This is a genomic window from Methylophilus rhizosphaerae, assembly GCF_900100975.1.
Classification (GTDB): Bacteria; Pseudomonadota; Gammaproteobacteria; order Burkholderiales; family Methylophilaceae; genus Methylophilus; species Methylophilus rhizosphaerae.
In genome coordinates this window covers 359,210-380,610 of record NZ_FNFX01000003.1, presented here as the reverse complement: position 1 = coordinate 380,610, position 21,401 = coordinate 359,210, and the positions used below count along the sequence as shown (strand labels likewise).

General features: G+C 52.6%; 23 protein-coding genes. 9 read left to right on the top strand and 14 right to left on the bottom strand.

What is annotated here, in order from left to right:
- Nucleotides 1-7: 7 nt before the first annotated feature.
- The 3 genes from BLP53_RS08720 to phoB all read right to left on the bottom strand — a co-directional run bounded on the left by BLP53_RS08720 (nt 8) and on the right by phoB (nt 3,527).
- Nucleotides 8-1,024 (bottom strand): glycosyltransferase family 2 protein, encoded by a 1,017-nt coding sequence (locus BLP53_RS08720; RefSeq protein ID WP_091471763.1) that lies wholly within the window; start codon nt 1,022-1,024, stop codon nt 8-10.
- Nucleotides 1,025-1,071: 47 nt separating this feature from the next.
- Nucleotides 1,072-2,700 carry an ArnT family glycosyltransferase gene (locus BLP53_RS08715; RefSeq protein ID WP_091471762.1) on the bottom strand — a complete coding sequence of 543 codons (1,629 nt, stop codon included), beginning with the start codon at nt 2,698-2,700 and terminating at the stop codon, nt 1,072-1,074.
- A 122-nt stretch (nt 2,701-2,822) separates the two neighbouring features.
- The gene (gene phoB / locus BLP53_RS08710) at nt 2,823-3,527 is read right to left on the bottom strand and encodes a phosphate regulon transcriptional regulator PhoB (RefSeq protein ID WP_091471761.1); all 705 of its coding nucleotides are present in this window, start codon (nt 3,525-3,527) and stop codon (nt 2,823-2,825) included.
- 173 nt (nt 3,528-3,700) lie between these two features.
- Between phoB and BLP53_RS08705 the strand changes: the two genes are divergently transcribed.
- From BLP53_RS08705 to nusB, 3 genes are all read left to right on the top strand, one after another.
- A complete protein-coding gene (locus BLP53_RS08705) occupies nt 3,701-5,365 on the top strand; it encodes an OFA family MFS transporter (RefSeq protein WP_483819045.1) in 1,665 nt (554 codons plus the stop codon).
- A 144-nt stretch (nt 5,366-5,509) separates the two neighbouring features.
- Nucleotides 5,510-5,959, top strand: a complete 450-nt coding sequence (gene ribH / locus BLP53_RS08700; RefSeq protein WP_091471760.1) for a 6,7-dimethyl-8-ribityllumazine synthase — start codon at nt 5,510-5,512, stop codon at nt 5,957-5,959.
- A complete protein-coding gene (nusB, locus tag BLP53_RS08695) occupies nt 5,956-6,444 on the top strand; it encodes a transcription antitermination factor NusB (RefSeq protein WP_091471759.1) in 489 nt (162 codons plus the stop codon). The genes ribH and nusB overlap by 4 nt, the downstream gene beginning before the upstream one ends.
- A gap of 62 nt (nt 6,445-6,506) precedes the next feature.
- Here the strand turns inward: nusB and BLP53_RS08690 are convergent, their stop codons facing one another.
- The 5 genes from BLP53_RS08690 to BLP53_RS08670 form a co-directional block, all read right to left on the bottom strand.
- A complete protein-coding gene (locus BLP53_RS08690; RefSeq protein WP_091471758.1) occupies nt 6,507-7,250 on the bottom strand; it encodes a UDP-2,3-diacylglucosamine diphosphatase in 744 nt (247 codons plus the stop codon).
- A 3-nt stretch (nt 7,251-7,253) separates the two neighbouring features.
- A complete protein-coding gene (locus BLP53_RS08685) occupies nt 7,254-7,748 on the bottom strand; it encodes a peptidylprolyl isomerase (RefSeq protein WP_091471757.1) in 495 nt (164 codons plus the stop codon).
- Nucleotides 7,749-7,780: 32 nt separating this feature from the next.
- Entirely contained in the window at nt 7,781-8,350 is a 570-nt protein-coding gene (locus BLP53_RS08680) for a peptidylprolyl isomerase (RefSeq protein ID WP_091471756.1), read from the bottom strand.
- Entirely contained in the window at nt 8,350-9,597 is a 1,248-nt protein-coding gene (locus tag BLP53_RS08675) for a L,D-transpeptidase family protein (protein WP_091471755.1), read from the bottom strand. The genes BLP53_RS08680 and BLP53_RS08675 overlap by 1 nt, the downstream gene beginning before the upstream one ends.
- A 69-nt stretch (nt 9,598-9,666) precedes the next feature.
- Nucleotides 9,667-10,746: a tetratricopeptide repeat protein gene (locus tag BLP53_RS08670; RefSeq protein WP_091471754.1), complete on the bottom strand. Its 1,080-nt coding sequence runs from the start codon at nt 10,744-10,746 to the stop codon at nt 9,667-9,669.
- Nucleotides 10,747-11,000: 254 nt separating this feature from the next.
- Between BLP53_RS08670 and cysS the strand changes: the two genes are divergently transcribed.
- The gene (gene cysS, locus BLP53_RS08665) at nt 11,001-12,362 is read left to right on the top strand and encodes a cysteine--tRNA ligase (RefSeq protein WP_091471753.1); all 1,362 of its coding nucleotides are present in this window, start codon (nt 11,001-11,003) and stop codon (nt 12,360-12,362) included.
- 60 nt (nt 12,363-12,422) lie between these two features.
- Nucleotides 12,423-13,649, top strand: a complete 1,227-nt coding sequence (argJ, locus tag BLP53_RS08660; RefSeq protein WP_091471752.1) for a bifunctional glutamate N-acetyltransferase/amino-acid acetyltransferase ArgJ — start codon at nt 12,423-12,425, stop codon at nt 13,647-13,649.
- A gap of 156 nt (nt 13,650-13,805) precedes the next feature.
- Here the strand turns inward: argJ and arfB are convergent, their stop codons facing one another.
- Complete coding sequence (gene arfB, locus BLP53_RS08655; protein WP_091471751.1) at nt 13,806-14,207, bottom strand: alternative ribosome rescue aminoacyl-tRNA hydrolase ArfB; 402 nt, start codon at nt 14,205-14,207, stop codon at nt 13,806-13,808.
- A 9-nt stretch (nt 14,208-14,216) separates the two neighbouring features.
- A complete protein-coding gene (gene yoaA, locus BLP53_RS08650) occupies nt 14,217-16,172 on the bottom strand; it encodes a DNA repair helicase YoaA (protein ID WP_091471750.1) in 1,956 nt (651 codons plus the stop codon).
- Nucleotides 16,173-16,354: 182 nt separating this feature from the next.
- Between yoaA and BLP53_RS08645 the strand changes: the two genes are divergently transcribed.
- On the top strand, nt 16,355-16,900 hold the full coding sequence (locus tag BLP53_RS08645; RefSeq protein ID WP_091471928.1) for a C40 family peptidase: 546 nt from the start codon (nt 16,355-16,357) through the stop codon (nt 16,898-16,900).
- Between the two features lie 12 nt (nt 16,901-16,912).
- Here the strand turns inward: BLP53_RS08645 and BLP53_RS08640 are convergent, their stop codons facing one another.
- Nucleotides 16,913-17,209, bottom strand: a complete 297-nt coding sequence (locus BLP53_RS08640) for an Rdx family protein (RefSeq protein WP_091471749.1) — start codon at nt 17,207-17,209, stop codon at nt 16,913-16,915.
- 178 nt (nt 17,210-17,387) lie between these two features.
- Between BLP53_RS08640 and BLP53_RS08635 the strand changes: the two genes are divergently transcribed.
- From BLP53_RS08635 to BLP53_RS08625, 3 genes are all read left to right on the top strand, one after another.
- Nucleotides 17,388-18,815: a S41 family peptidase gene (locus tag BLP53_RS08635; protein WP_091471748.1), complete on the top strand. Its 1,428-nt coding sequence runs from the start codon at nt 17,388-17,390 to the stop codon at nt 18,813-18,815.
- Nucleotides 18,816-18,882: 67 nt separating this feature from the next.
- Nucleotides 18,883-19,536 (top strand): 2-polyprenyl-3-methyl-6-methoxy-1,4-benzoquinone monooxygenase, encoded by a 654-nt coding sequence (gene coq7 / locus BLP53_RS08630; protein ID WP_091471747.1) that lies wholly within the window; start codon nt 18,883-18,885, stop codon nt 19,534-19,536.
- Between the two features lie 25 nt (nt 19,537-19,561).
- On the top strand, nt 19,562-19,879 hold the full coding sequence (locus tag BLP53_RS08625; RefSeq protein ID WP_091471746.1) for a DUF2322 family protein: 318 nt from the start codon (nt 19,562-19,564) through the stop codon (nt 19,877-19,879).
- Nucleotides 19,880-19,949: 70 nt separating this feature from the next.
- On the opposite strand, the gene BLP53_RS08620 is transcribed toward BLP53_RS08625, so the two are convergent.
- From BLP53_RS08620 to BLP53_RS08610, 3 genes are all read right to left on the bottom strand, one after another.
- On the bottom strand, nt 19,950-20,372 hold the full coding sequence (locus tag BLP53_RS08620) for a VOC family protein (RefSeq protein WP_245652732.1): 423 nt from the start codon (nt 20,370-20,372) through the stop codon (nt 19,950-19,952).
- An 18-nt stretch (nt 20,373-20,390) separates the two neighbouring features.
- A complete protein-coding gene (locus tag BLP53_RS08615; RefSeq protein WP_091471745.1) occupies nt 20,391-20,816 on the bottom strand; it encodes an OsmC family protein in 426 nt (141 codons plus the stop codon).
- A 78-nt stretch (nt 20,817-20,894) separates the two neighbouring features.
- A complete protein-coding gene (locus BLP53_RS08610; RefSeq protein ID WP_176755255.1) occupies nt 20,895-21,326 on the bottom strand; it encodes an FKBP-type peptidyl-prolyl cis-trans isomerase in 432 nt (143 codons plus the stop codon).
- Nucleotides 21,327-21,401 lie beyond the last annotated feature (75 nt).

The window sequence follows — 21,401 nt, the reverse complement described above, 5'->3', positions numbered from 1 at the left end:
GGATGGCTCAGGCATCAGTAGCCGGTTTGCGGCGACGTGCAGGCCTGACGGCTGGTTGGGCAGCCTCCTCCGGCTGCACTACTTCTGCCACGATATAGGGCGGGCGGCCTTTCACCTCGTCATAGACACGTGCCAGGTATTCGCCCAGTACACCAATAAACAATAGCTGTACGCCAGCAAAGAACATCATGCTCGCCACCACTGTCGGCCAACCGGGCACGGACTCATGAAAGAACAAGGTATCAATCACCACCACTGCGCCATAGGCAAAGGCAATGATCGCAAGAATGGCGCCGGTCAGGCTGGCCAGGCGCAAGGGCAAGACCGAGAATCCGGTAATGCCGGTCCAGGCCAGGGCAATCAGCTTGAGTTTGGAATAGGCACTTTCGCCATGCAATCTGGGTAATGGAATGTAGGGAATACCTATCGATTTGTATCCCACCCAGGCATAAATGCCTTTCATAAAACGGTTGCGCTCGGGCAATGCGCACAAGGCATCCACCACTTTGCGGTCCATCAGGCGGAAATCGCCGGCATCACGTGGAATATCAATATGGCTGCTGGCACTCATCATGCGGTAAAACAGGCGGGAACCCCATAACTTGAAGGAAGATTCCTGTGCCCTGTCCTGGCGTACCGCGTACACCATGTCATAACCTTCACGCCATCTTTTCAGCATGGTCAGCATCAACTCTGACGCGTGCTGGCCATCGGCATCCATGCAAATCACCAGATCACCTTTGGCGTAGTTAAACCCGGCACTGATGGCATTTTCCTTGCCGAAATTGCGCGAGAACCTGACCAGTGTCACACGGCAGGACGCGACCAGCGACTGCACCACGTGCGCCGTCCGGTCATGGCTGCCATCGTCGACCACGACAATATCCCAGTGCGATGACATTTGCTGCAATACGTCGCAAATATTCCGCAATGTCTGCGCAATGTTTTTTTCCTCATTGTAAGCCGGCACCATGACCGTAATATGTGGCTGGGCGGTTAGGCGGGCAGAATCGGTAATGGTCATGGCATGACGTCCGGCAGTGAACTGATTGAGATTGTAGCGGATTGCGCTTAATTTTTGGCAGGGGTTGCCGAACGATCTGCACCATTCAGCATGCGGCGGTCTTTCACCACGGCCAGTGACATGCCCTGCCGCTGGATATTGATGATTACTTTGCCCTGCATGACTTCATGGCAATGCATATTGGTGGTAGACAGGTAAAAATCGGCTTCATCCCATTTGCGCGTGACACTGAAGCGCCCGTCAAGATAAGGTTCAATTTGCGGCGTATCCACGCATGCACCCACCCAGTAAGGCTGCGAGCGCACAGGTAACTTCATCTCCAGCAACTGGTCGGTGGCTTCACGCAAGGCGCTGGACCAGTAATCGCCCTCCCACTTGAACTGAGCCTGTTTCTGGTCACCCGCCAGGCGGTTGAGTCGCACGTATTCATAAGGATGTAACTGGATAATATCCACCAGTGTCACCAGCATCAAACCAGCCACAATACCAGCCCACACTGCCCGATAAGCCAGACGGCCATGCAGGCGGCTATTGGTCAATGCCTGCCAGGTGGCCAACACCCCCCAGGCAGACAATATTGCCAGTAATGGCAGCAGGAAGGTGAAGTGTCGCACGCCGTTATAAAGCGCAGGCCTGTCTTCCATGACAAACAGTAACGGAAACAGGATGCCCAGCAATAGCGTATGCATGGTCATGCGCGTTTTCATGTCTACCAATGCCAGGCATCGCCTGCAGGCCAGCCACAGCACAGGCAGGCTAGCCAGGCCTAACAATCCCGCTTCCGGCAGCTTCACGGCTAAATACTGAAGCAAATAAGTGCGCGGCACATCACTGATGTTGTACACCACACCATTCGCAATGGTCTGCATATTAAAATCAAAATGCGAGAAGGACTTGGCTGCTTCCAGCAGGTTATCGGCTTCAATCACGCTCCATGGCCAGCAGATGGCCATAAAGACAAACGCCAGCACCGCAGCTGGCAACAATATCAGCACCATGCGAAACAAGCGTGACCATACGGGGGAACCGGTATGCCGGTGATCCAGCCACACCCGCCACATCACCAGCAGGATAAGATAGATGACGGCAAATGCGCCACCGACCCGCAAACCCAGTGCGCCGCCGACAGAAAATCCCAGCAGGACAATCGCCTTGCCACTGACATTTTCCATCTCGCGCACCACGAGTGCGGTCGCATACAGCGTCCATAGCATGCATGCAGCAAATGGCACGTCTTTGGTGTGTGTAAACATGGTGCCAGACCACGAAACCGTCAGGAACAGCATCCACATGGAAAGCAAGGCCAGGCGCTGGCCGCCTAACAGGCTGGCAAAACGGGAAACGCCATAAAAACCGAGCAAGCCAAACAAGGCTGACAACAGGTGACGGATATCCCAGATCATGATGGGAATATAAGGATCCAGCGCGGCGGCAATAATATCGAACAGGCCGCCATAGAGATGCAGGTTACGGTAGTGGAATGCATCCTGGTCGGTAAAACCGGAGTGGTACCAGTCCAGCAGCATCTGCCCGTAAGTATGCTGCACATACTCGTCATTACTGATACCGTGCTGGCGGAAGGTCAAAGCAATCCACACAATCAGTCCCAGCCAAAAGCAGCGCATCGCCCATGGCAGGATGGCAGCAGGAAAAGACCGGGCAGGAGGAGGCATCATAGGCAGTGTGATCGTGAAAAACGAATTCGGAAGCGTATCACGACACCACACCAGTAAGATAGGTGTGCGAACGCCTCCTGACAAAAAAATTATGTCACTGCCGGAGGCGCCTCAACAAATGGCTAACTGGCCGGATCTGTATGCACTGAAAATCGGTAACCTGAACCACGTACCGTCTGGATCATGTCCTGGTGGCTGGAGGCAATCAGCGCATTACGCAAGCGGCGGATATGCACGTCCACCGTACGGTCTTCCACAAAAACGCGATCACCCCAGACTTTATCCAGCAATTGTGTGCGGCTGTGTACACGTTCAGGATTGGTCATAAAAAAGTGCAGCAACTTGAACTCGGTGGGTCCAAGCGGAATATGGACATTATGACCGGTCACGCGGTGTGTCGTAGGATCCAGGTGCAGCCCAGCCACCTCAATCGGGTCATCGGTCATTTGCGGCGCACGACGACGCAATACGGCCTTGATGCGTGCATTCAGTTCACGCGGACTGAATGGCTTGGTCACATAATCATCTGCGCCCACTTCCAGGCCGCGCACTTTATCGAATTCGTCACCCCGGGCGGTCAGCATGATAATCGGGACTTCTTTGGTCAAGCCATCGGACTTGAGGCGGCGGGCAAACTCAATGCCACTCATCCCTGGCAACATCCAGTCCAGCAAGATCAGGTCCGGCATGGTTTCGCGCAATAGCATTTGCGCATGCTCCACACTGGTGGCACGGATAGCATGGTGCCCCGCCTGTTTGATGTTCAATGCCAGCAATTCCTGAATGGCCGGCTCATCTTCTACTACCAAAATATTTGCTGCTGCCATGAGACTCCTTTTAAGCAATATTCACACAATGTGCTTTTGTATTTGCTCGCCAGTTTATGAATGTATTATGACATTTTCATGACAAGCTCACATAAATTTAAATTTGTGTACATTGCCTTTTGCAACAAATTGTAACAAGATGTTACAGCATAAAAATAAAGGGGCAGAGCATCTTGTTTAACTTATCAAAAGAACATATCACAGCAGGCAAGAACTTTAACCGCTGGCTGGTTCCGCCAGCGGCACTGGCCGTGCATTTATCCATCGGCATGGCCTATGGCTTCAGCGTGTTCTGGAAACCGCTGGGCACTGCGCTCACCAATGCGGATGGGTCGCCAGTCGCAACCTGCGCCGCAGGGGCAACCACGTTCAGCGAAAAGATCGCCGGCACCGGCACGGCCCTGTTCGCCACAGATTGCAACTGGACCCAGTTCGACCTGGGCTGGATGTATACCTTATTCTTTGTATTACTCGGCTGCTCGGCAGCACTGTGGGGAGGTTGGCTGGAACGCGCAGGTCCGCGCAAAGCCGGCCTGGTCTCCATGCTTTGCTGGTGTGGTGGCTTGCTGATTTCAGCGCTGGGCGTTTACCACCACCAGCTCTGGATGATGTGGCTGGGTAGCGGTGTCATCGGTGGCATCGGCCTCGGCCTCGGCTATATCTCGCCGGTTTCCACCCTGATTAAGTGGTTTCCCGACCGGCGCGGCATGGCAACCGGCATGGCAATCATGGGATTTGGCGGCGGCGCCATGATAGGCTCGCCGCTGGCGACAAAACTGATGAACCTGTTTGCCACGCCGACTGAACCCGGCGTCTGGCAAACGTTCGTGGTACTGGCCATCGTCTATGCCATTTTCATGACCTGCGGCTCATTGGGTTACCGTATTCCGGCAGCCAACTGGAAACCGGAAGGCTGGACACCGCCAGATCAACAGCACCATCGCATGGTCGTTAACCGCCATGTACATTTGGACAAGGCACATAAAACGCCGCAATTCTGGCTGCTATGGCTAATGCTTTGCATGAATGTGTCCGCGGCGATTGGTATTATTGGTGCGGCGGCCCCCATGCTACAGGAGACCTTTGGCGGGCAACTGGTTGGCCAACCGGCACTGGGGTTTGCCGATATCAAGGCGGATGAGTCTTTGACAGTTGCCGCTGCAGCCATGGGTGCAGGGTTTGTTGGACTGGTTTCCGTCTTCAATATTCTCGGCCGCCTGGGGTGGGCCACTTCGTCAGACAAACTGGGCCGCCGCAATACCTACTTCATATTCTTCGTGCTGGGTGCCCTGATGTATGTCACGGCAACCTATGCGGCGAACCAGCAGCATCTGGGACTGTTCCTGGTCGTCCTCTGCGTGATTGCTTCCATGTACGGCGGGGGATTTTCGACCATTCCCGCCTATCTGGCCGACCTGTTTGGCACGCAGTTTGTCGGCGCCATTCACGGCCGCATCCTCACCGCCTGGTCTACCGCCGGTATTGTGGGGCCAGTCATCGTCAATTACATGCATGATATGCGCCTGGAGGCAAAAGTCCCTTTCGCTGACATTTATGGCCCTATCTTTCTGACTCTGGCAGGATTGCTGGGCATCGGATTTATCGCCAACTTGCTGGTGAAGCCGGTGGACAGTAAATACTTTATGACCGATGCCGAACTGGCAGCCGAGCAAGCGGCAAGCAAGCCTAAAGAGGCGAGTGTCAAGGTAGCCAAACCCCTCAATGGCGCACCGCAAGGCACTGACTGGCTGGTCAGGTTCGCCTGGCTGGCGGTGCTGATCCCCATTGCTTATGGTATCTGCATGACCGGGCAGAAAGCCTGGGCATTATTTGCCTGACAGGCACCGTGCAGGCAAATGATGGTTTTTAACCACTCATTTGCCTGTACCCCCTCCCCTTTTAGCTGACTCTGCACCCTCAGGCGCGGGGCAGGCCGTTTTGAGTTAAAATAGCGGTTTCAGTATTAGCCCACGGATTCCCAAGTGAACAAAATCTCCCCCAACCTGGATGGTACCGGCAAAAAAATCGGTATCGTTCTTTCCCGCTTTAACGACAATATCGGTGCCGGCCTGCTGCAAGCCTGTGAACAGGAACTGTTGAAACTGGGCGTCAAAGCCGACGATATCACGCTGGCGACGGTACCAGGTGCGCTGGAAAGCCCCCTGATTTTGCAACACATGGCGCTCAGCGAATCCTATGATGGCCTGATTGCCCTGGGAGCGATTATCCGTGGCGAAACTTACCACTTTGAAGTGGTCGCCAACGAATCTGCGCGCGGCATCTCTGAAGTGCAACGCGATACCGGCGTACCGGTCGCCAATGCTATCCTGACCACTGAAAACGACGAACAGGCAGAAGCCCGCATGGCCATCAAAGGGGCGGAAGCTGCGCAGGTCGCCATTGAAATGGTTAACCTGGTGAACGCACTATGAGCCAGGACCAAGCGGCTGACAAAAGCCAGGCCTCGCCGGCAAAAAACAGGGGCAGCAAAAACCGCCGTAAATCGCGCGAACTTGCGCTAAAGGCGCTGTATCGCAACCGCATGAATGCCGGCGACGTCAAGCAACTGCGCCTGGATAGCCTGGATGATCCGGATTACTCCAAGGCGGATGAAGCCTACTTCAAACAGTTGCTGACAGGCGTACTGGATCATACCGCCGACGTCGATGCCATGATCGGCCAGTTTATAGATCGCCAGCTGGACGAACTGAGCCCGATTGAACATGCGGTGTTACGCATTTCTGGCTATGAATTAATGTTTGATGTCAGCATTCCATACCGCGTCGCCATTAACGAAGGCGTGGAACTCGCCAAATCCTATGGCGGTATTGACGGTCACAAATACATCAATGGCGTCCTGGATAAAATTGCGGCGCAGGTACGTCCGCACGAATTCGGCAACCAGGCCAAAAAGTAATACGGATCATGTCTGATAATAAAAAAGCGCCTGTGGGCGCTTTTTTATTATCTTTTCATGGCTTAATTCAACGGCAGGGTAAGCAGTTGGATATGTTCAGCATCTAAACGACACACGACTGCTGTTTCATGCCAGTCTCCCAGCACCCAGCGCTGGCAAACATGCCTGTCAATCTCCAGTGTATGGATATATGGCCTATGCGTATGTCCATGCACCAGAATTTCAGGATAGCCATTATCCCGAATCAGCGCTGCAACAGCGTGTGCATTCACATCCATAATTTCCATGGATTGCATGGCTTTATTTTCTGCGCTTTGACTGCGCGCCTGTTCGGCAAAGGCAATACGCGCAGCCAGGGATTGTGCCAGAAATGCTTGCTGCCATTGTGGATCGCGTACCTGTTGGCGGAACTGCTGGTAAGCAATATCGTCAGTACATAGCGCATCGCCATGCGCCAGGAGAATGCGTTTATTACCTGAGACCAGCATGGTTGGATCAGCCAGTAGCTGCAAGCCACAAGCCTGTGCAAACCGTTCGCCAATCAGGAAATCCCGGTTGCCATGCATGAAATAAAGCCTGACACCGCTGTCTGACAATGTGCGCAAGGCGTGCACCACAGACTGGTACTCAGCGCCATACTGCGCGTCGCCCAGTACATCATCCCCTACCCAGGCTTCAAAGAAATCGCCCAGGATATACAGTGCTTCTGCCTGGCTGGCTTCGGTTTCCAGCCAATGCAAAAAAGCCTGCGTTACCGCAGGCCTTTGCGCACACAAGTGCAGATCGGAAATGATCCAGGTGGTCATGCCTTAAGCGACAACAACCGCTTTTTCAATGATGACCGCATCAACAGGCACATCCTGGTGACCCGCACGGCTGGTCGTCGCCACGGCCTTGATCTTATCGACTACCTCAGTTCCTTCCACCACTTTACCAAACACACAGTAGCCCCAGCCTTGCGTGGTGGGGGCAGTGAAGTTGAGGAAGTCATTATCTTTCACATTGATAAAGAATTGGGCAGAAGCAGAATCCGGGATCATGGTACGCGCCATGGCAAGCGTGTATTTGTCGTTGGACAAGCCATTGTCGGCTTCATTCTTGATTGGCGCATCAGTCGCCTTTTGCTTCATATTGGCATCAAAACCGCCGCCCTGGATCATGAAGTCGTTGATGACGCGATGAAAAATCACGCCATCATAAAAACCTTTTTCCACATAGCTCAAAAAGTTGGCTACGGTCACTGGGGCTTTATCCGCATACAGTTCGATAGTGATATCGCCAAAATTGGTCGTGAGTTTTACCAAAACATTCTCCGTTTATTTAAGGACTGCAAAAATTACTTACCGCTGACAATGGTGGCGCGTTTGATGATCACGCTACGAATCGGTACATCAGACATGCCACGCTGAGTATTGGTCGGCAGGTTACTGATTTTGAACACCACATCCATGCCGGAAATGACTTTGCCGAACACGCAGTAGCCAATCATGTCCGGCTCCGGGCTGGTGTAATTCAGGAACTGGTTATCCGCCACGTTGATAAAAAACTGTGCAGTGGCCGAGTTAGGGTCCGGCGTACGTGCCATGGCAATGGTACCGGTCTGGTTGATCAGGCCATTATTAGATTCATTGATAATGGCGGCGCGGGTTGGCTTCTCATTCAGTTCACGGTCAAATCCGCCACCCTGGATCATGAAGCGACCAATCACGCGGTGGAAAATGGTATTGGTATAAAAGCCGTCTTTCACATATTGCAGAAAGTTCTCCACCGTCTTGGGTGCCTTATCGGCGTAAACTTCCACCGTAAAACTGCCCTGGTTGGTTTCAAATGCTACCTGGGTCGCGGCATTGGCTGCCGATACCGCCAGCAACATGCTCGCGCCGATGGCCCATGTCAATAATTTCATCAAGCTGATCCTTCGTATAAAATTTTCCATTGCCCGTTTTCCTGCACCCAGTACTGGCGTTTTTTCATTACATTGCGTAAGGCAGGGCTGATATATTCCTGTTCGAAATCGACCACCACCATGTTCTGTTTGGCATTGGGGTAAGTGAACATGCTGATGTCGGCCAGGTTAATGCTCACCTTGGGTTTGGCTGCCTGTATCTGGCGCTTGTAACTGGACCACTTGGCCAGGTCGCCTTCCGAATAGAAAAAGTCACGGGTGTAATGCGACAGGTATGCATCCGTATTCTGCGATACCCAGTCCCTGCGCCAGCTTTCCAGCGCATTTGAAAGTTCAGCCTTGGTTTGCGCCTGCTGTTTGAGTGCATCGGCCCCTACCCACTGGAAATTGACCCCAATCACCACCGGCGTGCCCCCTGTTTGCAGGATATTCTGCAAGGCCTGGACATCCGGGTTGGACAAGACCACGCATCCATCGCTGGCGCGTGGCGGGCGGCTGTAGGTATCGCGCGGAGTGCCATGAATCCAGATACCGGAACCGGTTTTGCGCTCATAGCTGTCGATTTCGTTCGGGTAATTGAGCGGATAAGCCGCATCCCCATACAAATCAGGCAAAGGACGATTGAGTTTGCGGGCAGCAAAATAAACACCTATCGGCGTACGTTTATCACCCTGGTCCTTTTTGCCAGTGCCGTTTTTGCCAATGGTGACATAATAATCGGCAACATATTTCAATGTATCCCGCTGGCTTTTCTCATATACATACAGGCGGGAGCGCGCAGTATCGACAAACAGGACATGATTTTGCTTTTCAGACAGCTCGACCAGCAGGTTAGGCTGAGTCAGGCCGCGATTACGGTCGAAGTAATTGCGGATACGGGTTTCCGCTTCATCCTTGAAATCCTGGATCCTGGTCACATCTGCGGCATTCACATCACCGAATCCATGCAGGATACGCGTTTTGGCAGACAACAGATCGCCGTGAATCAAGTGCGCCAGTGCAAAATTGGGGGAAATCGTCAGTAATTGATTGACATAATCCAGCGCCTGTTGCAGGCGCCCTTCCTTAATGGCTTCCAGGGTTTGCACCAGCATGCGCTCAACCGCGTTGGTGTTTTTATTTTGCACAAACAACCGGGCGGTTAACGCATCCTGGTTAACCGCTGTGGCATTCCAGGGCAGTAATGCCATGCTGACAAATGCAATACAGCAGTATTTTCTCAAACTTCTCATACCCATATTATACATTTGTTTCAATCAAACCCTGTGCCGCCACTCCACCCCTTTTTAGCAACGGCGCCATCCAGATGAAGCAGATTAAAACTTGCCAACGCGCTCCTGCTTGATCAGCCAGCGCGAACCTTCCTTGACCATATTCAATGTCTTGTTGGAGTTGGCATCCAGGCCCGTGGCTTTATAGACTTGCCGGAAAGTCACCTTCGCCGCATTGTCGCCTTCCATCTTCACGACCATATTATTCAAGGTCACCGAAATTTTGGATGGCTTGCTCACACGATCACGGCGGGTAGATTCCCATTGCTTGCGGGACTCACCGCCTGGTGTCTTGAAGTCTTTGGCATAACTCGCCAGATAGCGATCTACATTCTGTGCAGCCCAGGCATTTGCCCAGGCATTCACGGCATCCGTCACCGCTTGCTGCTGATTGTCGGCCGCAGGTTTGGATTCAGCGATTTTGGTTTCCGCTGGCTTGGCCTCTGCGGGTTTGCTTTCTACCGTCGCCGGTTTTTTCGCTTCCACGGCTGGCGGTGTAGAAGTAGCAGGCGGCGTGGTTGCTGGCGGGGTTGCCGGCATCGTTGTTGCTGGAGAGCTTAATGCCCCCGTCGCCACGGATTGGGAAACAGTTCGCTTGCCGCCAAACAGATCGGTAATCATTGCCAGTTTATTTTGCGCACGGCTGTTGGAGGTATCCAGTTTCAATGCCTTGTCATATGCTTCCGAAGCCAGGCGGGCATAAATATCGCCCAGGTTTTCATGCGCTGTCGCATAGCTTGGATGTGTTTTAATCGCGGCTTCCAGCGCTTTTCTGGCTTTGTCATACTGGCCTTGGTCTGCATACAACACAGCCAGGTTATTGTAAGGCTCCGGCAAATTCGGGAACTTCTCGGTCAGGTCGGTAAAGGCTTTAATTGCGTCATCACGCTTGCCCAGTTCGACCAGGATCACGCCACGCATGAACATCGCTTCCGCATTCTTGGGATTGGCCGACAGATAGCTGTTAATTTTGTCCAGTGCCGCTGCCTGATTACCCTGTTCCGACAGCTGGTTGATTTCGCGCAACTCGACGTTTGTTTGTTCGGCGATTGCCATGTGGGGGAGCGCAGCCTGAGTGAAAATGACACCTAAAACCAGCAAATATTTTTTTAATGTTGCGTTCATGAGTTTATGACCTGAGCAATCGTTGATTTTTAGCAATATGTTATACTTGGATTGTACAAGAGAGCGTACATAATTAGGTGAATATTACGCAATGATTTGCATATCAATGTGCGTTTTACAGCAGTTACCTGACAACCAATAATTCGGATTCATCACGACCAGCCGCCAGCTATTGACAGCATCACCTTCACATTCGTCAATCATTACACTACTTCTGCTAATTTTATCACGCATTAATCCACATCTTTATTAGCATGTTAAAACTATACAATACCCTGACCCGCAGCAAACAAGATTTCCAGCCCATCCAACCGAATAAAGTGCGCATGTATGTCTGCGGCATGACAGTCTACGACTTTTGCCATCTGGGGCATGCCCGCGTGATGGTGGTATTTGACATGGTCGCCCGCTGGCTTCGCACCAGTGGCTATGACGTCACTTATGTGCGAAACATCACCGATATTGATGACAAAATCATCAAACGTGCCCAGGAAAACAACGAATCCATCCAGAGCTTGACCCAGCGTTTTATTACCGCCATGGATGAGGATTCCGCCAAACTCGGCATTATCCGGCCGGATCTGGAGCCACGTGCGACCGAACATATACAGGGCATGCTGGATATGATCGGCACACTGGTCGCAAAAGGCTTTGCCTACCAGGCCGGCAATGGCGACGTGTTTTACAAGGTACGCAGCTTCAGCGATTACGGCAAACTCTCGGGCAAGAGCCTGGATGACCTGCGCGCAGGGGAACGGGTGGATGTCGATAACCACAAGCAGGACCCGCTGGACTTTGTGCTGTGGAAATCGGCCAAACCCGGCGAACCTTACTGGGAATCGCCGTGGGGCAATGGCCGCCCAGGCTGGCACATCGAATGTTCAGCCATGAGCGCCGAACAGCTGGGTGAACATTTTGATATTCATGGCGGTGGCCAGGACCTGCAGTTCCCGCACCATGAAAACGAAATCGCACAATCCGAAGCCACGCATGGCTGCACCATGGCCAACTACTGGATGCATAACGGTTTTGTGCGCGTGGATGACGAAAAAATGTCCAAATCACTGGGCAACTTTTTCACCATCCGTGAAGTGCTGGAAAAATACGATCCGGAAGTGGTGCGCTTCTTTATTCTGCGTGCCCATTATCGTAGCGCGCTGAATTATTCGGACAAACACCTGGATGATGCCAAGGCATCGTTAACGCGCTTGTATACCGCATTGCGAGGTGTAGGCAGCCCTGAAATTGCCATCGACTGGCAGGACCCGCATGCAGCCAAATTCCAGGCAGCCATGGATGATGACTTCAATACCGCCGAGGCATTAGCTATCCTGTTTGAACTGGCCAGCGAGTTGAACAGGGATAAATCCCCGACCACTGCCGCACTGCTGAAACAATTGGCCGGTATTGTAGGCCTGTTACAGCGTGACCCGGAAAGCTTTATGCATGGCGAAACCAGCGCAGGTGGACTGGATATCGAAGTCCTGATTGCCGCGCGTATTGCAGCCAAAAAAGCCAAGGACTACGCTGAAGCTGACCGTATCCGCCAAGCACTGGCTGATGCCGGTATAGTGCTGGAAGATACGCCACAAGGCACGACCTGGCGCCGCGCCTGAAGTATTCCCCATCTCATAGTCATACATTGAAATAACAATTTAAAAATCAAAGGAAAACGGATGCCCGTCAAATTGTCTGCTCCCGCTGCCGAAACATTACTGCCTGTCAAAGGCGTACAACTGGGGTACGCGCAAGCGCACATTCGCAAACCTAACCGCAAAGATGTGCTGGTCATGACTTTGCCCGAAGGCAGCAGCGTTTCCGGCGTATTCACCCTGAATCGTTTCTGCGCCGCACCCGTGACCGTGTGTAAGGAACACCTGCAACAAGGCAAAGGCATACGCGCGCTACTCGTCAACACCGGCTGTGCCAATGCAGGCACAGGCCAGCAAGGCCTGGACGATGCACGCGCCAGCTGCATAGCCGTGGCACAGGCATTGAACATCAGTCCCGAACAAGTGCTGCCGTTTTCCACCGGCGTGATTCTGGAAACCTTGCCTATGGAAAAATTACTGGCGGGCATTCCTGCCGCGGTGGCCAATCTGCAAACCGACAATTGGCTGAATGCGGCGGAAGCCATCATGACCACCGACATCGTAGCGAAAGGCACCTCACGCACACTAACCATTGATGGCAAAACCATCACCATTACCGGCATCAGCAAAGGCTCCGGCATGATTCACCCCAACATGGCCACCATGCTGGGTTATATCGCTACCGACGCGGCAATTGCGCAATCCGCACTCGACGCCATCATTCAGCACGCCGTGAATAAATCTTTTAACTGCATCACGGTCGATGGCGACACCAGCACCAATGACAGCCTGATCCTGATGGCGACTGGACAGGCGGGCAATACGCAGATTGACGAGAAAAGTGCTGGTTTTGTTGCGCTGCGTGACGCATTGACAGAGGTCGCCATTGAACTGGCGCAAGCAATTGTGCGCGATGGCGAAGGCGCCACCAAATTCATGACTATCCAGGTAGAAGCTGGCAAGGATGAAGAAGAGTGCCGTAAAGTGGCTTACGCAATTGCGCATTCACCTCTGATTAAAACTGCCTTCTTCGCTTCTGACCCTAACCTTGGCCGCATTCTGGCGGCGATTGGCTATGCAGGCATTGAAGATTTGGATGTGAACACCATGCAGCTTTACCTGGGCAATGTACTGGTGGCGGAAAAAGGTGGCCGTGCCGCCAGCTATGTCGAAGAGCAAGGTGCGGCAGTCATGAAAGAAAGTGATATTCTGGTGCGGGTGGTGCTGAATCGCGGAGCGGCCAATGCGACAGTTTGGACTTGTGACTTCTCGTATGATTATGTGAAGATTAATGCGGACTACAGGTCATAAATAAATTTTAGTGCGTTGAAATTACGCTCCTTTTCGCCTCTCTTTGGTTACTTTCTTATGGACAAGCACCAGAAAGTGACTCGCCGAGAGGCGAAACAAAACGCCACATCAAAACACAAGCATCCGCCAAGCTCTCAAAACCTAAAAGCTCCTCTCCTACTCATCCCCCACCACTCTCCCGCGTCCCCGCTTAATCACTCCTCGCTGCATCTTCCCTGTCACACGACGTTTCTTGGACGCTAACGTCGGCCTGGTCGCATACCTCACCGCATGCACTTCCCCGGCAGCTTCCACAATGGCATGTAATCTGGCAATGGCATCCCGTTTATTGGCTTCCTGCGTACGATATTGCTGGGCCTTGATCACCAGCACACCTTCCGCGGTAATGCGCTGATCTTTGCTATGCAGCAATCTGGATTTAATAAACTCACCCAGGCTGGAAGCCCGGATATCAAAACGCAGGTGAATGGCGGAAGAGACTTTATTGACGTTCTGGCCGCCTGCGCCTTGCGCACGGATGGCTGTCAGGGTGTACTCATACTCGGGAATCATCACCATTTCAATGACTTAAAGTGATGCACTGCTCTCGTCGGCATGCTGAAAGAATGCCTGCACCTCATCCAGTTTTCGTGTGCGTTTAAAGGGAGGCAGGCTTTGCCAGATGCGCCTGCCGTAAGGTTTATCCACCAATCGAGGGTCGCAGATCATCAGTACACCGGAATCGCGTTCATCTCGGATCAAGCGTCCTGCACCCTGTTTCAGGGTAATGACGGCATACGGCAACTGGTATTCCATAAAAGCATTTTTGCCTTCGGCATTCATTTTGTCGATGCGGGCAGCCAGTACCGGATCATCTGGCGGTGCAAACGGCAATTTATCGATAATGACACAGGAAAGTGCTTCGCCGCGTACATCCACGCCTTCCCAGAAACTTTGCGAGCCGACCAGTACCGCATTGCCGTGGGTACGGAACCTATCCAGCAATTCGGTACGGTTACTTTCTCCCTGCATGAGCAAAGGATAATCCATACCCTGCTCTTCAAACGCCTGTTTCAACAAGGCATGCACTTCGCGCATCGCTTTCAGCGAAGTGCACAACACAAATGCGCGGCCGCGGCTGGCTTGCAATACCGGCAATGCCACGGCGGCAACAGCGGCCGGATAAGCAATACTATTGGGTTCCGGCATGCCTTCCGGTACATACAGCAGGGCTTGCTGCCCGTAATCGAACGGACTTTGCCAATGCCTGGTTTCGGCTGCCAGCAAACCCATTTGCCCCTGGTAATGACTGAAATCACTTTTGACTGCCAATGTCGCCGAGGTGAAAATCCAGGCGCGCGGCTGCGCACTTAACTGCTTGCCAAAGCCATCGGCCACGCTGAGTGGTGTGGCATGCAATTGCACGCTCTGGCTGAACACTTCCACCCAGCGTACCAGGTTGGCATGATCGCCCTTAAGCCAGGCCGCCAGCAGCATCAGCAGGCTTTCACCGCGCTGCCAGCACTTTTCCAGCATGGGATCGCGCCCGGCCTGGGTTTCCAGCACTTTGGCCAATACCTCCAGCGTTTCCAGCATGCGCTGATAGGCTTCGTTGAAGTTTTTCAATGCCAGCGCTTTCTGCGCGGGCATACGCGAACCTTCAAACTGGAAAACCAGGCGAAAATCGCGACAGGCCTTTTCCAGTGGCGGTACTGCTTCGCTAAGTGCGACGCAATCTTTGGCCAGCGTCAGGTAAGCCATCTGGCTATCTCGTGCCAGGTCCATCAATTGCGAAGTGGAAATATCTTCACCGAAAAACAGGCCAGCCACTTCCGGTAGTTGATGCGCCTCGTCAAACACCACCGTGTTGGCACTGGGCAGCAGCTCTGCCACCCCTTCATCACGTAACATGACATCAGCAAAAAACAGGTGATGATTGACCACCACCACATCGGCTGCCAGTGCCTGCTTGCGTGCCTCCATGACAAAGCATTGCTTGTAAAACTGGCAATCCTGGCCGACGCAATTATCGCGGGTGGAAGTCACCTGCTGCCAGACCGTGGCCTGTTCCGGCACTTCCACCAGTTCGGCTTTATCGCCGGACTGGCTATTTTCGGCAAAGCTTTGCAGAATGGGGATATATTGCGCATCTTCCCGTGACTGGAAGCGACCTTCCTGGCTGGCACGTTGCAAGTGGTAGTGGCAAATGTAATTGGCACGCCCCTTGAGCATCGCTACCGAAACCGGCACCTTGAGTGCTTCACGTACGGCGGGTAAATCACGTTGATACAGCTGGTCCTGCAAGGTCTTGGTGCCGGTCGAAATAATGACTTTACCGCCGGACAACAACGCAGGCACCAGGTAAGCGTAGGTTTTACCTGTGCCCGTGCCTGCTTCGGCCACCAGTTGCTGCTGGCTATTGATGGCTTCGGCAATCGCCTGCGCCATGGCTTGTTGTTGCGGGCGGCTCCTGAAATCAGGCATGGCCTGTACCAGGCACCCGTTTTCTGAAAATGCTGAACTGACTTGCTGCACTAAAGACATCCGGCAATTATCCCATGTCCGCATACAAAGTACAGCGACAAAACCGGCAGCTTTCTGCTAATCTGGCACGTTCATCGGCCTCAGAATGGCGTCTATGCTTGCATCTGCCGTTAAAATATGGCAAGGTTTAGGTCGCCGTCGTCCATGCAACCGCCCATTTAGTAACCAACCTTTTGATTATGATGAATAAATCAGTGATTAAAATTGCTGCATTAGCAATCAGCGTACTGCTTTTTCCATACAAAAGCATGGCTGCGCCTACCGATGATAACCGTTTGCAAACAACCTATACGCTCTCTCAGCCAGAGGCGCAGGAAAAACCTGCTGATACATGGTCAGAGAAAGTGGAAGAGATCATGATTCGCGCGCTCAGCCTGACTGGCGTTGGCTACAAATATGGCGGCCGCAGCCCTGAAACCGGCTTTGACTGCAGCGGTTTTGTGCAATATGTGTTCAAGCATGCAGCGCAGATTTCCCTGCCACCATCCGCGCGCACCATTAGTGAGATGGGCGATGCCGTCAAACGGGAAGACTTGCAGCCTGGCGACCTGGTTTTTTTCAACACGCTGAAATCCACGTTTTCGCATGTCGGCATCTATGTCGGCAACAACCAGTTTATCCATGCACCGCGTGCCGGATCCAAAGTACGCGTAGAAAGCATGGATGAGCGCTACTGGAAGACGCGCTATAACGGTGCCAAACGCCTGGAAGCCGAAGCAGGCAACTAAGCGAATAGCACTCTACCCACCTGCTCCCTTGACCGGACTATCACTGTGCCCCAGTGAGCGTTCAGGGTCGATCAAATCCCGGATGAGCTGTTTCAACTCTTTGGCTTCAGGAAAACGCCCGGCCTGTTTGCGGGAAAAAATCACGACCCCATTGCAGCGTACCTCCAGGATGCCGCCGGTGCCCGGCACCAGGTTCACTGATCCCAGATCGGCTTCAAACGTCGTCAACAGCTCCTGCGCCAGCCATGCAGCACGCAATAACCAGCGACATTGTGTACAAAATTCAATTTCTACGATAGGCTTTGGCATCTACTCATTCTTCCGTTAAATTTGTATGAAAAGTATAGTCAATTTTACCGAAATAGCGGAAAATGAACTTAAGGTAATATTGCCTACTCTCTAAAACAGATTAACCTCAATAGAAGCTTTTTTGGCTCTAATACACACCATCCTTAAATATCGCTTTATCGATCACACAAGGCATTTTATGCGCTCCAAATTAGAAAAATTCAGCTTGCTTGCTGCAGGCATCTTTGTTGGCATTCTGGTTAGCATCAATATCTCTGCCTGGGCAGACAGGACTTCTGTATCCCAGTTGCCGATTGACGAATTACGTGTGTTCGCCGAAGTATTTGCCAAGGTCAAATCCGACTACGTCGAACCGGTGGAAGACAAGAAGCTGATTAATGAAGCCCTGGCCGGCATGTTGCAAGGCCTGGATCCGCACTCCACCTTTATGGATGCCGATGCTTATAAGGAACTGCAAGCCGGTACACAAGGCGAATTTGGTGGCCTGGGCATAGAAGTGGCCATGGAAGACGGCCTGGTAAAAGTCGTCACGCCGATTGAAGACAGCCCCGCTTACAAGGCTGGCCTGAAATCCGGTGACCTGATCATGAAACTGGATGACGCCCAGGTACGTGGCATGACATTGAACGACGCAGTGAAACGCATGCGCGGCACACCTGACACCAACATCACACTGACCGTATTGCGCAAAGGTGAAGACAAGCCACTGACATTCACGCTGACCCGCGCCATTATCAAAGCACAAAGCGTGAAAAACAAATGGATTGAACAGAACTATGGCTATGTGCGTATTACTCAGTTCCAGGAACGCACCGGGGAAGACCTGGCCAAAGCACTGAAAAGCCTGCGTGCCGAAAACAAAGGCCCGCTCAAAGGCCTGGTGCTGGACCTGCGCAACAACCCTGGTGGCCTGCTGGATGCAGCGGTGGGTGTTTCTGCAGCTTTCCTGCCTAAGGATGATCTGGTGGTGTATACCGAAGGCCGCGTCGCCGATTCGAAAATGCGCCTGACCGCGACGCCCATGGATTACGCCCGCCGCGGCAAGTCCGACTACCTGAAAGACCTGCCGGAAGAGTTCAAATCGGTGCCGATTGTGGTACTGATTAATGCAGGCTCTGCTTCTGCTTCAGAAATCGTGGCTGGCGCATTGCAAGACCACAAACGCGCGACCATTATGGGCATCCAGAGTTTTGGTAAAGGGTCTGTGCAAACCATCCTGCCAATGAACAACGGTAGTGCCATTAAATTGACGACAGCACGCTACTTCACGCCTAATGGCCGCTCTATCCAGGCAAAAGGTATTGTGCCTGACATTACGGTGGATGATGGTTCGGATCCAAGCTTGAGCCTGCATGAAGCGGACCTGAAGCGTCATTTATCCAATCCGAATGATGCCAAAGCAAATGCCGATAAAGCGACCGAAGAGGCGAAAGCACGTGTGGGCGGCGAGAAGGCCAAAGATGAAAAGTTTGCGGAAACCAAAGGCCCGATTGAGCCAACCAGCAAAGATGACTTCCAGTTCCAGCAAGCCATGAACCAGCTTAAAGGCTTGCCAGTGCAAAAAGTACCTGAAACCGCTAAAGTAAGCGAGGCAGTAAAACCATGATGCATTCCCCCCTGTCTGCACGATTAACCGTTAACGGCAGCCAGGGGTGTTTCACAGGGAGCACACAATGTTGACACTACCGCCACTGACCCTGGACAAGGTAATTGCCGTCATAGATATGGGCTTGCGTACAGTATTCAGCCCGGCCGTGGCCAGCCGTCCCTATCCCCGACCCGAAACACCCGCTGCAAGCACGGACACAACATTGTCCGAGCAGGAGCGCAGGCATGCGGCCGCACTGATGCGTATCAACCATGTTGGTGAAGTCTGTGCCCAGGCCCTGTACAGCGGCCAGGCACTGGTATCGCGTGACCCCCCCAATGTAGAAGCATTGAAACAGGCATCCCGCGAAGAAGTAGATCACCTGGCCTGGTGTGAAAGGCGCATGACCGAACTAGGCGGCCGCAAAAGCCTGCTTAATCCTTTGTGGTTCGGGGCAAGCTTTGGCCTGGGGGTCACCGCCGGCCTGCTGGGTGACAAGTGGAACCTGGGGTTTCTGGCCGAGACCGAACACCAGGTATCTTCACACCTGAATAGCCATTTACAGCAGCTGCCTGCACAGGATCACGCATCTCGTGCTATCGTGGCGCAAATGAAGGAAGATGAAGAGCAGCATGCCCGCACGGCTGAACAACTTGGCGGCGCAGCCTTGCCTGCCCCAGTCAGGCTGGCGATGCGGCTTGCTTCCAAAGTGATGACGCAAACAGCCTATCACTTGTAAGATTTGTAGTAACCTAGAGTCAACCATGCAAAAATTTAGTGACAACTTACTCGCGCTGGACAGTGCCGATCATGTGAAACGCATTGAACTGTATGATGAAAAACATCAGTCAGCCGGTGTCCTTGAAAACAAACCCGGTACACAGGGTTCCATCAAGGTCTACCACCATCTGTTCAAGGTCTATGGCGAAATCAACAGTGATGCCGCAGTGGAAGGCCTGGCGCTGTATGCGGAACACACCGAAGATGCCGAGAACCATCCGGGCAAGCACCCGAACATAGACCGCCTGCTCAATGTGCTGGACAGGGAGCAAACGCTTTCCATGAAAGTGGTGACCGAGTAAATAAATTACTTTACCCAAACAAAAAAGCCTCCGTGATGGAGGCTTTAATTTTTCATGCGCGATATTCCCGCTATGAAGCTTCCAGGTGCCGGGCGATAGGCGGATGATAAATGAACTCCAGCAAATGCCCGACACTGTCCAGGCAATAAAACCCGCGCGAGCCATCCCTGTGCGTTTTAGGGGCCTCCGTAATCCGCACACCATTCTCCATCATATGTGCATACCAGCCATCGACTGCTTTTTCGTCAGTCAAGGCAAAGCCAATATGATCCAGGCGCTGCAAAGGATCAGCCTGGTAATTCACACGGTGCAGTGCAAATACGTCGCCATGATTGCTTAAATAGACATTATCCGGGTCCGGCTGCCATTCAATATGCATGCCGACAATCCGTGTGTAAAAATCGATCGCCGCTTCCAGGTCTTTGATAAACAAGGCCACATGGCGGATGCCTATCATGCCTGCCGGAATACTTGTCTGCATTTGCTCCGACATCTCAACCCCTCAACCACATTATTCGAAACTGGGTGCCTGAATGGCAAAATCATGCGTAATTTCACAAGCTTTTTGCAGCATGATGCTGGCCGAGCAATATTTCTCCGCCGACAGTTTCACCGCGCGCTCTACTTGTGACTCGTTCAGGCCTTCACCAGTGACCACGAAGTGCACATGTATTTTGGTAAATACCTTGGGAATGGTATCGGCGCGCTCGGCAGATATCTCGGCCACGCAATCCACAATCGGCTGGCGTGCTTTTTTAAGAATGGTCACCACATCAAACGCAGTACATGAACCCATGCCGATCAGCAGCATTTCCATGGGGCGCATGCCAATATTGCGGCCGCCATTTTCAGGTGCGCCGTCCAGCACGACAGCATGACCAGTCTCAGACTCACCGACAAAACTGACGCCGTCTATCCATTTCACTTTGACTTGCATCGTGACTTTCCAATCAATGATTTAATTCATTAAAAAATCTGTTGGGCGCAGCACTTAACTGCCCCTGATGAATAACGTTTATTTGACGTTCAGCAGTTCAACATCAAACACCAGCGCCGCATTCGGTGGAATCACGCCACCAGCACCACGCGCGCCATAACCCAGTTCGGAAGGGATAATCAGCGTACGTTTACCACCGATTTTCATGCCCTGCACGCCTTCGTCCCAACCCTGGATCACCTGGCCGCCTCCGAGAAAGAAATTGAATGGGGAGTTGCGATCCAGGCTGCTGTCAAACTTTTTGCCTTTGTGATCTTTGGCATTGGCATCATATAACCAGCCGGTGTAATGCACGGTCACGTTAAATCCGATCTCGGCTTCGCGGCCTTCACCCACCACGGTATCAATTTTTTGCAGTTCGGTGACATTGGCAGACATCTGTGTATTTTCCTTTGCATTGGTAGCATTTGATTGCGCCTGGCAACCGGCAATCGCCAGCAGTAATAGCATGCCCAGGCTGAGTTTCCTGATTCCGAATTTCAATTGTGCTCTCCTTGAAAACGCCCGTTATGATACGCGTTTTTT

Coding starts and splice junctions, on each gene's coding strand:
- BLP53_RS08720 (WP_091471763.1), bottom strand. CDS start 1,024: ATGACCATTACCGATTCTGCCCGCCTAACCGCCCAGCCACATATTACG.
- BLP53_RS08715 (WP_091471762.1), bottom strand. CDS start 2,700: ATGATGCCTCCTCCTGCCCGGTCTTTTCCTGCTGCCATCCTGCCATGG.
- phoB (WP_091471761.1), bottom strand. CDS start 3,527: ATGGCAGCAGCAAATATTTTGGTAGTAGAAGATGAGCCGGCCATTCAG.
- nusB (WP_091471759.1), top strand. CDS start 5,956: ATGAGCCAGGACCAAGCGGCTGACAAAAGCCAGGCCTCGCCGGCAAAA.
- BLP53_RS08690 (WP_091471758.1), bottom strand. CDS start 7,250: ATGACCACCTGGATCATTTCCGATCTGCACTTGTGTGCGCAAAGGCCT.
- BLP53_RS08680 (WP_091471756.1), bottom strand. CDS start 8,350: ATGAAATTATTGACATGGGCCATCGGCGCGAGCATGTTGCTGGCGGTA.
- BLP53_RS08675 (WP_091471755.1), bottom strand. CDS start 9,597: ATGTATAATATGGGTATGAGAAGTTTGAGAAAATACTGCTGTATTGCA.
- BLP53_RS08670 (WP_091471754.1), bottom strand. CDS start 10,746: ATGAACGCAACATTAAAAAAATATTTGCTGGTTTTAGGTGTCATTTTC.
- cysS (WP_091471753.1), top strand. CDS start 11,001: ATGTTAAAACTATACAATACCCTGACCCGCAGCAAACAAGATTTCCAG.
- argJ (WP_091471752.1), top strand. CDS start 12,423: ATGCCCGTCAAATTGTCTGCTCCCGCTGCCGAAACATTACTGCCTGTC.
- arfB (WP_091471751.1), bottom strand. CDS start 14,207: ATGGTGATGATTCCCGAGTATGAGTACACCCTGACAGCCATCCGTGCG.
- yoaA (WP_091471750.1), bottom strand. CDS start 16,172: ATGTCTTTAGTGCAGCAAGTCAGTTCAGCATTTTCAGAAAACGGGTGC.
- BLP53_RS08645 (WP_091471928.1), top strand. CDS start 16,355: ATGAATAAATCAGTGATTAAAATTGCTGCATTAGCAATCAGCGTACTG.
- BLP53_RS08640 (WP_091471749.1), bottom strand. CDS start 17,209: ATGCCAAAGCCTATCGTAGAAATTGAATTTTGTACACAATGTCGCTGG.
- BLP53_RS08635 (WP_091471748.1), top strand. CDS start 17,388: ATGCGCTCCAAATTAGAAAAATTCAGCTTGCTTGCTGCAGGCATCTTT.
- coq7 (WP_091471747.1), top strand. CDS start 18,883: ATGTTGACACTACCGCCACTGACCCTGGACAAGGTAATTGCCGTCATA.
- BLP53_RS08625 (WP_091471746.1), top strand. CDS start 19,562: ATGCAAAAATTTAGTGACAACTTACTCGCGCTGGACAGTGCCGATCAT.
- BLP53_RS08620 (WP_245652732.1), bottom strand. CDS start 20,372: ATGTCGGAGCAAATGCAGACAAGTATTCCGGCAGGCATGATAGGCATC.
- BLP53_RS08615 (WP_091471745.1), bottom strand. CDS start 20,816: ATGCAAGTCAAAGTGAAATGGATAGACGGCGTCAGTTTTGTCGGTGAG.
- BLP53_RS08610 (WP_176755255.1), bottom strand. CDS start 21,326: ATGCTATTACTGCTGGCGATTGCCGGTTGCCAGGCGCAATCAAATGCT.